General features: G+C 51.2%; 10 protein-coding genes. 2 read left to right on the top strand and 8 right to left on the bottom strand.

Annotated features, from left to right (window positions below; all coding sequences use genetic code 11):
* Nucleotide 1: 1 nt before the first annotated feature.
* Nucleotides 2-1,300, top strand: a complete 1,299-nt coding sequence (locus ACP7A2_RS23950; RefSeq protein WP_426136265.1) for a site-specific integrase — start codon at nt 2-4, stop codon at nt 1,298-1,300.
* Between the two features lie 286 nt (nt 1,301-1,586).
* Here ACP7A2_RS23950 and ACP7A2_RS23945 read toward each other — a convergent pair whose 3' ends face one another.
* From ACP7A2_RS23945 to ACP7A2_RS23930, 4 genes are all read right to left on the bottom strand, one after another.
* A complete protein-coding gene (locus tag ACP7A2_RS23945; RefSeq protein ID WP_426136264.1) occupies nt 1,587-2,447 on the bottom strand; it encodes a hypothetical protein in 861 nt (286 codons plus the stop codon).
* A gap of 77 nt (nt 2,448-2,524) precedes the next feature.
* Entirely contained in the window at nt 2,525-3,256 is a 732-nt protein-coding gene (locus ACP7A2_RS23940) for a hypothetical protein (RefSeq protein WP_426136263.1), read from the bottom strand.
* A 207-nt stretch (nt 3,257-3,463) separates the two neighbouring features.
* A complete protein-coding gene (locus ACP7A2_RS23935) occupies nt 3,464-4,156 on the bottom strand; it encodes a KilA-N domain-containing protein (RefSeq protein ID WP_262377000.1) in 693 nt (230 codons plus the stop codon).
* A 293-nt stretch (nt 4,157-4,449) separates the two neighbouring features.
* Nucleotides 4,450-5,421, bottom strand: coding sequence for a hypothetical protein (locus ACP7A2_RS23930; protein ID WP_426136261.1), 972 nt, complete (start codon nt 5,419-5,421; stop codon nt 4,450-4,452).
* A gap of 472 nt (nt 5,422-5,893) precedes the next feature.
* On the opposite strand from ACP7A2_RS23930, the gene ACP7A2_RS23925 reads away from it, so the two are divergent.
* Nucleotides 5,894-6,541, top strand: coding sequence for a hypothetical protein (locus ACP7A2_RS23925; RefSeq protein ID WP_426136260.1), 648 nt, complete (start codon nt 5,894-5,896; stop codon nt 6,539-6,541).
* Between the two features lie 99 nt (nt 6,542-6,640).
* Here the strand turns inward: ACP7A2_RS23925 and ACP7A2_RS23920 are convergent, their stop codons facing one another.
* The 4 genes from ACP7A2_RS23920 to ACP7A2_RS23905 form a co-directional block, all read right to left on the bottom strand.
* Nucleotides 6,641-7,486, bottom strand: a complete 846-nt coding sequence (locus ACP7A2_RS23920) for a radical SAM protein (RefSeq protein ID WP_426136283.1) — start codon at nt 7,484-7,486, stop codon at nt 6,641-6,643.
* 30 nt (nt 7,487-7,516) lie between these two features.
* Nucleotides 7,517-8,389 carry a hypothetical protein gene (locus ACP7A2_RS23915; protein ID WP_170042576.1) on the bottom strand — a complete coding sequence of 291 codons (873 nt, stop codon included), beginning with the start codon at nt 8,387-8,389 and terminating at the stop codon, nt 7,517-7,519.
* 1,013 nt (nt 8,390-9,402) lie between these two features.
* Complete coding sequence (locus ACP7A2_RS23910; protein ID WP_426136259.1) at nt 9,403-9,570, bottom strand: hypothetical protein; 168 nt, start codon at nt 9,568-9,570, stop codon at nt 9,403-9,405.
* Nucleotides 9,571-9,694: 124 nt separating this feature from the next.
* Nucleotides 9,695-10,204, bottom strand: a complete 510-nt coding sequence (locus ACP7A2_RS23905; RefSeq protein WP_170042574.1) for a DUF2441 domain-containing protein — start codon at nt 10,202-10,204, stop codon at nt 9,695-9,697.
* Nucleotides 10,205-10,579: the final 375 nt, after the last annotated feature.

Raw genomic sequence — 10,579 nt, 5'->3', positions numbered from 1 at the left:
GATGATCGAACGAATTGAAACAAAGGAAATAACCTATTACGCCTATGATCTGGGCATCGAGGTTACGCACCACATTCTTATAGCGCATGAAAACCGAAAACAAGTCCTGCTCAGTTACCCGAACCTATTTCTTTATAACTGTACCCGCAGCGCCCGAGGCACCTCGGCTCGATACGCTAGTTTGATCTCTATGCTCTATAGGTTTCTCTCGACACTGCCAGAATTCAAAGATGTGGATAGCGGGCGTTTCCATACCGTTGTAACGAATAAACATCTAAAAAGATGGCAGGTCCATCGCCAAGTCGTACGCCAAAACAGGGGAAGGACTTCACCAACGTGCGAAACCACTATCAACGACGCAAAAGTTCTCCTGAATTTTTTCAGGTGGATCACTGACGTAGGCTACGTAACGGGCGTCCAGGTGTTGTTAAAAACTGCCTTCCCAAATTTCAAAAACAAAAAAATACTCAGCTACATCGACGCCAAAGCAAGAACCGTCATCGATGGGCGCAACATCAGCGTCCTAGAGCGCGAGTCTCGCCAGAAGAGAAAACTTTCTCTCATCACAAATAAAGAAATCAGCCTTCTGGCTGAAAGCTACACAGACCAGGTCTATTCCGCATTGTTCAAATTTGCGCTTGGCACAGCCATGCGCCCATCAGAACTTTGCAAATTCCCTCTGTATGGCAACGGCGTGAATAAGCACATTGCGCCGCAGTCAGAAATGCGAAACTCATCCAACCCCATAGTCAAGTATACGGTTATTCGTAGCAAGCGTGGTAAGACTCGCGAAATCGCCATCAACCAAGCGGACCTCAAAGAGCTGGAGCGAACGTACATAAACCCCCATTACCGAGATCGAGCCAAGCTCTACAAGGAAAAATACGGGGAAGATTGCCCTCCTTCGATCGTGTTCCTGACTAAGGCCGGAGATCCGGTCGATGGAAATCGCATTAGCAGAAGAACAACAGATGCCAAAAAGAAGGCTATGGCGAAGGATGAAAGCTTCCGGAGCGCCATCCGCTTCTACGACAGTCGTGGCTGGTGGCCGACGATGTTCTTAATTAAATTCTTTAAAGATGACTTGCTGACGAAAAATGCAGATGCGCTTTACGCAGCTTGTGCCGAGGCGATCAGAAACCAGCTGGGGCATGAGGATATTGACACCACTTACAAACACTACATCGACATGGCCCGCCTCCTTCTGATGGCGCATCAAGGTAAGGTGAATGAATTGATCACGGCTCCCGAAGAAAGCGTGAGCGATTTCATGAGACGCATGGACGAAGGACTTTGGTGAGAATCTAATGGGACCACCCTATCAGCTACGGCATCCCTTTGTAGCTCTCGCACCTCCTCGCTTCGCTCGTAGAATGACCCAGAGGGAGGGGCTTGGGCGAGCGTAGCAGCCTCGCGAATTGCTGGAAGAATTGGAGGCACTCGCATGCCTGGAGACCGCATTTTAGCCGCCTACATGCCCTGTAAGCGGCCACGAGAGGCCGGCATTGATCGTCAATACTTGCAGCCTGTTCTACATCGGCATTGAGGAATGGGACGCTGTAGACTTCCTCCGGTGTATCGCCAATTTAGTCCAACGCCTGACTGCGAATAGTGGCAAGCCTGCCGCTCAGCTCCGTTTTCAAGCGCTCGATGCCTTCGCCGTTGTTGTGATACCTGATGTTACGCAGATGCGCCAAATCGAATGGAATATCTTCTGCGTTCTGGGTGATCAGGATGACCTGCTTGCCCAGCGCGTGAGCTATGCCAATTTCATAGAAAACGTTGGCGTTTCGACCAGAACAATCACCAATGATGACCGCTGACCTGTCTATCAACGATACGATATCTTGGATGATCTCTTGGTGTTCCCAGATGCTGTCCGCCCTTTGAGCGGTCATGAGAGAGGATTCAGCCACCTGCTGAATAGCGGTCCATACATTGTCGAATCCCGCAAAAGGCATCATGGCTGAAAGCAAATTTGTATCAACTGCCTGCGCAGGAGGCAGCCTAAAAGCGGAGGGCACCCTCTGATTACGCAAAGTTTCTGACAAAATCACATGGTAGATGTCGATATCTTTAACCGCCCAATGTGTTCGACTGTAATGACCAAAGCGGGTTGACGGCATCCCCAATAATGGTGCAAGCCTAATTAGATCTCTTTGCGAAATTGGAGGGATCAGTTGGTCAAAATGGTACTCAAGTGTTATTTCATCACTAGCATTAACATTCACTCTAGAGATCCGCCCCACCCTACCGAACTGCTGACGATCTCGACTTGTCTCCTCGATGAAAATAACTGGGTTCTTGATCAGCGCGTCGAAATTAGGAGCATTATTTATCGTAAATAATCCTCTCAGATCATCACTTGTGTATTCGAACACTCTGGATTTCCAGAAAACGTCTCTTCCTTCATTCCATGGAGATGATTTAACGAGCATATTGAACATAAACAGCACCACCCTATGACCTTAAGGACTGCTAAAGGAGGCTGCTCCAATGGCAGCCTCCGTTGCCCCGATTGAAATCAGCTGATCATCCGAAGCTTTTTCAGCAAATCGTCCTCAAGCTTGGCAAGACCCTCACCATTTTTGAGGTAGATGAGCGCTCGGTGGTGCACCATGTCCGAAGGAATGTCCTGAACGATTTGCGCGAGCGGTACGACAGTTTTCCCGAGCGTATGAGCGATTCCAGTTTCGTACATCACGTTCGGATTCTTTCCCGAAAAATCAACTACGACAATTTTCGCCCGATAGATGAGGCTAAAAATGTCCTGGATAATTGAAGAGTTGTCCCAGATATCGTCAGCCCGCAGACACCTGAACCCAGCTGCGCTGCACGCATTTTTTATCGCAGTGTAAACACCATCAAAACCAGCGAAAGGCATCATGACCGTGACCAAGTCATCTTCCACATCTCCATCAGGGATGGAGAACACATTGGGCGCGAAGGAAATCTTCCTTTCAGACGGTTTTGCAGAAATGTACGTTACATTTTGATCTGGATACCATTGATCCAAGTATTTCTTTACCACGTTGAGAGAGCCGGGGTTGTGGTCTGACATTGCCCGGAGGACACTAATGATGTTGCCCGCATAATCTTGATCACCAAAGCTCAAGCTTCTCAATAACCTTGAGTGCCCAGTAACGATGTGGGAGCTATCAGTTAGCAAACCGATTTCTTCCCAGTTGGAAGATGTGAAATCCTCCTCAATGCGTCGTTTCAGATCCAGAATCAAAGCTGCGTTGTACTGAGTCATTCCTGCCGTTCCTTAGGTGAATACGTCTGCGTCATGAATCTAGCTTGCTGAATAGCCAAACGCCACCATCGATATCCTGCTCTTCACCAAGAGTCCGTGTGGGATCGACTGACCCCCCGCCGCATCAATAGCTGGGATGAGCCTGGGCGGCTCGGCAGCATCCGCCGCCATAGGGACTGATGAGTTCTCCTCTCACGCTATAGCTGCCTACCTCGCCAAACGAAACGGTGCGTACCCGAAATGTCGGTGAAGCTGTGAGCGGCTATCGCTGAGCTGACCGAGGTATTGAGTGAGAGCAGCCTTGCGATCTGAGTAACCCTTCCCTTGACCAAGCAGCAGAACGTCCCTGCTTTCCATCAGCGTAATCAGCTCAAGCTCGGGGATCGTCAACTGGCTTCGGTCCCGCCCTTGAAAGACTCCTGTCAGAATTTCGTTGATGAGCCTGGCCTCATTCATATAGTGATGAGGCTTCGTTTCTTTTCCGATCGCCTGATGAGTAATGACAAGGGCTTCGCACAGGCTTCGAAAGCCCATCGCAGCCTGGCGACGCGCCGCCTCTACAGCCACCACATCCCTCGACGTCAACGCCTCCATTTGGTCATCGAACCAGATCTCAAAATCGATCGAGAGCCAACGAGCGAACTTGCCGGCAAGCTTGGGGTGCAGCCAGAGCCCGCGGAGCCTCTCGTTACCGCGCCGGGTCACTATCAGCGACTCGATCGTCACTCCCCTCCTCTTCGCCAATTCCGTGACGTACAGCTGAGTCAAATCCAGCTCTAACCACTCCCCAGGGTCTTTCTCAAACACTCCGCCACCATGCGAAGCATTCATCCAACCCTCCACATCGAAGCTGATGGAGGCACCCTCATACTCGTGCGAAATTATCTTGCGCATTTTCATACAATACCTCCTGGCAAAATGTCATCGCTATCCAGGCAAATGCCGGCCAGCTGTGTGCCTGCGACAGCCCCGAGAGTGATCACATGCGAAAGGTCTACTTGATAAATTAGGCTCGCCGACCACGAAGACTTCACGGGCGGAAAGCGAGAAACACAAGGCAGGGAAAGAAGTGGCATCGTCAGCGTCCTCCAGAACGTCAAATGTGATTGACGACGAGGATGCTGGCAGGGATATCCAACGGTTAAAACCGCTGGACGGGGCCGGAAAACTACATATCCGGCCGGATGTGTAGTTTATTTATTTGGATCAGACTTCGAAGGCCTACCCCGGCGCTTTGCCGATGGGGGAGCCACATCCGACGATAGCCACTTCGCAAGTGAAATATTCGTAGCGGGTAGTAGCTCTGCATATTTTGGATCGATGTGATCTCTGACCAGCTGGGCCATTTTGCCGGTACGGCAGTCCGCAAGATCTGGGCTGGCCCAGAGGGCCATCGCAAGCTTCGCCACTTCGCAACGAGCCTCGCGGATAGCCGCGTTGCGAAGCTCGACGTTGGAGATTGAACGCGCAGCTGGCTGCACCGCTTCTACAGGAGCCGAAAGCCTCCTCGACGATGCATCATCCTCTCTGACTCTACGAAGCTGGTCATTCTCCAAGGTCAGCATCTTCAGAGTCATAGCCTGAGCTGCGTTCAACTCATCGCCCTGTGACTTGGCCTCCACCAGGGACGCCACTTGTGCTCGCAGACTCTCGATTTCTCGATCGCGAGCATCCTCTCCAGGAAGCACAAGATTCTTCTCAATCTGGATCTTGAGTCGACGTAATTCCGCGCGAGCTGAGTCAGGGGTTTGGTCATCGAGCGGTGGAAAAAGCGGAGTAACACTGGCCTTTTGCGTTCCGAAGGCGCGCAGCGCTAGGGGTTGCGCAATACCTGGCTGAAGAATCGCAAGCTCATTCAGAGCAATCAACCAACTGCGATTGATAAACACATTTTCAGAACGGTACACCCCCGCCTCCGTCTCGATGAAGACCGAAGCGTGCTTGGATACGGCAAGGTCGAGGTAACCGCTTAGGTGGGCGTAAGTAAGAGCGAAGCCGGGGATGGGCTTGCCGTGTGCACGGGAGCAGACCTGCTCATTCGGTACGACATCAGACGGTCGATACGTCCTCATAGCGGTAGCAATAGCATCGAGAAACGCGGGAGCGGTCTGCCTCAGCGATCCGATTGCAGCCTCCAGAGGGACGAAGTCATCAGTTGAAAGCATCCACTCGCCTCACACACCTAGCTTGATGATCGGGTCCAAGAGGCACTGCTTCGACTCCGCCTCTCAAACTGTATGCCTATCCACGTCACGATGTTAACAGGACAAAAAAACGGGTCCAAGCGTCAATACGCGCAAGAGCCATGAAAAGAGCACAAATGTACCCCTAAGCACTGCCACCGCAGAAGCGTCGTCTGCTGCTCGATACCCAGCTTTCACAATCTAGCGTCGGCCAGTGGCCATCATGACGACTTACCTTTACGCTGATCACTAGCGCCGAACCTCCAAAGGCCTCCAGAAAGGGATTGATATGACCGCATCACGCCTTGAGAAATACCGAAAGGATTTGGACGCATTAGTGGAAGAAGCTTTCTAGGTACAGCAATCCCTTGCGCTCCTGTATACCGACAGAGACAAGTACGTCGCCGAGCTGACCAAATCGCTCAAGGGGAATACTGAGTCGGTCGACTCTTTTATGAAGAAAATTAAGCCGTTCCCCACGGCCTATCAAGAGTGGTATTCGGAAGCAGTTACTCTCGTCAAACAACTGATGCCAGATCGTCTAAGCGATTTCATCAAACTATACGAGAAGCCCAAAGGCCGGAAAGACGTTTCAGTGGAGAACTATCGTATTGAGGATGCTTGCCACGGCCTAAGCACAAGCTTTGGAGGCGTTGTCCGGGCGGATGCTATGGCCGCGTCAGTTTTGCTTCGACAGCAGATCGCGATCGTCAATGCGATCAAACGCCGCTTCGAAAGCTCACTTTTTGAGATCAAGCAACTCGTACAGGCTGACGTCTTCGACGACGAGCTGGATAGCGCGAGAGGCCTGTTGAAAAATGGCTACACCCGCGCCGCCGGCGCTGTAGCCGGGGTCGTTCTGGAAGACCACCTCAAAGAGCTAGCGGCCAAGCACAACCTGCCTAAAACAGCAAAAACCATCAATCCGATTAATATCGCGTTAAAGGCCGCAGATGTGATTGACCTTGCTCAATCCAGGCACATCGATTTCCTCGGAGACATCAGAAATAAGTGTGGACACAAGAGCACTGCCGAATCTATACCTGCCGAAGTAGAAGACCTGATCACTGGGGTAGATAAGGTGATCAAAACGATTTTCTAGCGCTGTACGGACGCACTATTGAGAAAAGTCAGAGCGAAGGTAGCCTGAGCACCTGGGCGAAACGTAACACCTCGTCTCGGCGCTTAGCCTTTGCTTCCGTCAACGCACATAGCGGGGTTCTGCTTCAAGCCTCTCGGGCCCGCATAGACTATCGATTTTCAGACGAGCATCTGAGTCAAAAATCGATCCAATGCAAACAAGGCTGTTTACCTCATTACCAGAATGAACGTTTATAGAGCCGTCGTGGTAAATCAACGGATATGTGGAGCGGCGGCGCAATTGTTGAGACACCTCAACCACCGTGGTGCCTGCGCTATCGACTATCTTCCTAGCTTCCTCCGCCCTTAGAACGAAGTCCTCAAAAGCGACCTCGTGCCTCACCGCGACTGCGCGGGCTGGCCCAAGGGGCCAAAATTGATAGATGCTCCAGCCCCAAGGGCCAATCCTACGCACTAAACGGGCAAGCTCGGGTAGGTCAGACACATTCTGACTTGAGATCATGGTATTGATCTTCACCCTGACGTCCAAGTCCTTGAGCCAGCTCAGCCTCTGCATCACTTTATCGAAATGGCCAATGTACCCACGCATACGATCATGCATAGATGCTGAGCTTCCGTCTAAGGGTAAGCCAATCAGATCTACACACTCTGTGATCAGTGCAGCGTTCTCCACAGTGTGGCGAAGGGATCGCGCATGGGTATCAAGGTGGACATTCAGCCGAAGATCATCGGCCAGGCGAACGACATCTCCGATGAAAGAGTACTGAAATGGATCCCCGCCCCCAAGAGTGATGGCGGTGAAGCCCAGCTCAGCAATACGTGATACAACAGCTAGGACAGTCTCTCGCTCAGCCTTGGGCGATCCGAAGGGCACGTAACACCATTCACAGTTAAGTGAGCATCTGTGAGTGAAGTTGAGCACTACACGACTAGGTCGGGTCGTCATCTCAAGCTGACCAGGATTGCGCATAAACCCTCATGCCGTATGCTTTTGACGGTACTGTCGGGATTTTACCTGTGGCAACCCTGCTGGCAGTTGGTCCTCGCAGCGCTCCAACCATTGCTCCAGCGATTCACCAGTTCGCAGAAGAGTAGCAAGATGGCTTTTGTAAATGCGATGCAGGCTCAACCCTTCTGTAGGCTGACATTCCTTAATTTTCAAGGTGAAGCTTCGGTTCTCAATGCGATCATCGATCACTCCCACAGTGTACGGGTCAACGTAGAGTACGTTGTCTGCGGCGAAAACCGTTGTGTGCATACCGAACTGGACGAAGCGGATATCCAGGGTCGGATAGCGGTTGTACAAATCGATGAGATTAGCCAAATTCATCTTCGAACCGTATTGGTCTCCAGTGACGTTGAGCTGATTCCGATAACCCTTTTCACCTGAAAATGGATCCAACATGACAACGCGGAAATCCACACCTTCGCTTAAGCGCTTTCGAATCGCCTCCCAGTGGCGATACACCCCGTGGTCGAGGTAAGAAGCACCGGAGTTTGCGCATAGCAACATCGTGGACGCGGTTGCGATGTCCGCCTGGGTCTCTTCGTTACGCCTGTTTTGCTCGGAGGTCTTTAGCATGTCGAAATAGTCGACAACGCCCCGCGCCAGAGCAAACGAAGCGATCTTACCCGCAAGTGTCTCATGCACCCAGATTTCCCTGAATCGGGGAAATGCTTGGGCAATCTTCAGGCCCAGGAAAATCACGCTCAAGACGATCGATATGCCAAAAAATAGCCCCCAGTTACCTTTCGAGCTGAGATAGGTCGTTGCAATCGCCCCAAGAAAAAGCAGAAGCTCGACGACAATGAAGGTAATTTCGATACTTTTTCGCTTCGAATGCGACATTTATCCTGACCCTATAGCTTTCGTCATTATTAGTTATGCCAGGGCAAGATCTGTGCTCACGAAACTGAGTCCAAATCACGCGCAATCACGTAAAGCATCCAGGGCGTAGCTACGGCGCTGCTCGTAAGCTAACCACTTCCATTGGAGGACACTCCCTTCCGTCTGCTGTGGGACCAGGCCCTCGGCACCCCGGCCGGCAGTATGATTGGCGATAACGCCTCGGAACGCCACTATTTTGGCATTGGTAATACGAAATACCGATGCGGCTCAGATCGACGGGGATAAGGCCTGCCCACGCTAGGAAAGCCTGCCGTCATCACTAGAAATGTTTTCGGGCACCGTCGGCAGTTGAAGGCCCACTCGCCTTGCGAGCGGAAGGAGACCAGCGGCGGTGGCTTAGGCCGTGCTAAATGGGTATGGGAGCCAAGCTCCGCACAGGGCTCTGTGAGGCGTAGGGGGGGCACCGAAACTCCGCCACGCTCTTCTAGGAGCTTCGCTATTCATCACCGATCAGCTTGAGTCATCCGCCTCGGACTGACGAACAAGAAATTTTGATAATGAATCAAAAAACAGCGTGACAGTTTTCAGTGCTTGATACGACAGCCACACCTCGGCAACAGCTCCTGAGCAGCTAGCCGACCAGCCTTGATCGCGATTTTTCGCGCACGCGTTATCTTTTGATTACAAGAAAAGCGATACGCGCCCACCCAAGCCCATCCCAGCATGGATCATGATGGGTAATATCAAGGGAAAAAAGCCAAGGTGAAGCTGAAAGAGGCATCGGTGGCCGGCGTCTGGTAACCAAGTGCTGCCAGTCACTAGATGATTTGAGTGGTTTTCGAACTCAAATAGGCATACGCATCTCAATAACATTAAATCAGAAATTCCTGACTGGTCAGTAGTCGCAGGGCAGCCAACGCTCGGGGGCAACATATCGTTTAGGATCTGCAATGATGATGGGAGCTTTTATGTCCAGAAGTCGAAGAACGGGGGGAGACTGGAGGCGAGATAACTCAATCGTGGGAGAGAGCACTTCCGAGATTGTTAAAAAAATTGAGGCAAAAATGTGATTCCTTAATGAACACCGCCAGAAAATTTCCATTTTGGCCGTTAGCTTCCATCCAAAATGCAGCAGCTTTGGGTCGTTTTCTGCCTATGGCGACCGGCTGAAAACGACTCATTACCGCACCTGGCGAAAGGCAGCAATAGATCGGAAGTCCGAGTAGCACGCAAGCCCCCGATCTCAAACGGCTTAGTCAGCGGAATACAGCCGCGCCGTGAAACGGCGTTGGTTTTCGTAAATTGCTAGGGATAAATCTCACGCGCAATGTGCATGACACCTTGGAACAGGATTTCGTAATTACCAGCCCCATGACCTGACCAATAATTGTGTGCTCTCACCTCTAATTCATTAATATTTTCTAAGTTGTTAGTGAGGTGCTGTTCGTAGGCTTTGTGGGTCAAGCCTTCCAATATTTCTATTTCCAGAATCCTTTTGCTGCCGGAGTGAGGAAGTCGTTTAATCCAATATCTAGCGGATTCTTCAGAGTCACATAGCCATATGCAGTTTGTTCTTGACGGGAGCGTTGAATAGACTCTGGCTCTTAGGTTCTCGAAGGCAAGCTCCCGCAGCATTACAGAAACCGATCGATGAACGTCCTCTCTTGTAATTCCTCCTCCCACTCTAGTTGCCGAGTTCTTCCAGTTGGTGTATATCGGATTTATCTTGTCTCCGACGACATATTCTTCACCGGTGCGAAACTGATCCCAGTTAGTGCGGTGCCGTGACTCCGTATCAATATGATAGTATTTCATAGGTTCCTAACTTTAATTGGACTACACATGCTTGGCAGTATCTCCGCAACCTGTGCTTAATAGTGATTCACGCCGGCTGATAAACCCTGAGGCAGCTTGCCAATCGCAGAATTAGTGGCAATGCGCCATATTACGAAGCCATTATCAGCATGTCCATAGCCTGTATTAGAACTCTCTTACTGCTCGTGGCGACCCCTTCTGGCCGTTAGCTGCGCTTCACCAATGGCTACTTTGAGTCGGTTAGCACCTTTGGATCGGGCTGACCATCTTGTCCTTCCCCATGGCGGATAAGCCATGCGGTCAATTCATCAGAAGATTTGGTCGAATGGCTTTGCCTTGGAAGCAGTAGCTGGCGCCCGCCGATGCGACACCACT

The sequence above is a fragment of the Pseudomonas sp. PWP3-1b2 genome, from assembly GCF_049896045.1.
Classification (GTDB): domain Bacteria; phylum Pseudomonadota; class Gammaproteobacteria; order Pseudomonadales; family Pseudomonadaceae; genus Aquipseudomonas; species Aquipseudomonas antarctica_B.
Note: the sequence above shows the minus strand (reverse complement) of the source record. Positions and strands in the feature narration are given on the sequence as shown.

What these genes read in the sequence shown, in the direction of transcription:
- ACP7A2_RS23915 (WP_170042576.1), bottom strand. Translation starts at nt 8,389, where the DNA reads ATGTCGCATTCGAAGCGAAAAAGTATCGAAATTACCTTCATTGTCGTC.
- ACP7A2_RS23950 (WP_426136265.1), top strand. Translation starts at nt 2, where the DNA reads ATGATCGAACGAATTGAAACAAAGGAAATAACCTATTACGCCTATGAT.
- ACP7A2_RS23925 (WP_426136260.1), top strand. Translation starts at nt 5,894, where the DNA reads ATGAAGAAAATTAAGCCGTTCCCCACGGCCTATCAAGAGTGGTATTCG.
- ACP7A2_RS23905 (WP_170042574.1), bottom strand. Translation starts at nt 10,204, where the DNA reads ATGAAATACTATCATATTGATACGGAGTCACGGCACCGCACTAACTGG.
- ACP7A2_RS23940 (WP_426136263.1), bottom strand. Translation starts at nt 3,256, where the DNA reads ATGACTCAGTACAACGCAGCTTTGATTCTGGATCTGAAACGACGCATT.
- ACP7A2_RS23930 (WP_426136261.1), bottom strand. Translation starts at nt 5,421, where the DNA reads ATGCTTTCAACTGATGACTTCGTCCCTCTGGAGGCTGCAATCGGATCG.
- ACP7A2_RS23935 (WP_262377000.1), bottom strand. Translation starts at nt 4,156, where the DNA reads ATGAAAATGCGCAAGATAATTTCGCACGAGTATGAGGGTGCCTCCATC.
- ACP7A2_RS23910 (WP_426136259.1), bottom strand. Translation starts at nt 9,570, where the DNA reads ATGAGTCGTTTTCAGCCGGTCGCCATAGGCAGAAAACGACCCAAAGCT.
- ACP7A2_RS23920 (WP_426136283.1), bottom strand. Translation starts at nt 7,486, where the DNA reads ATGACGACCCGACCTAGTCGTGTAGTGCTCAACTTCACTCACAGATGC.
- ACP7A2_RS23945 (WP_426136264.1), bottom strand. Translation starts at nt 2,447, where the DNA reads ATGTTCAATATGCTCGTTAAATCATCTCCATGGAATGAAGGAAGAGAC.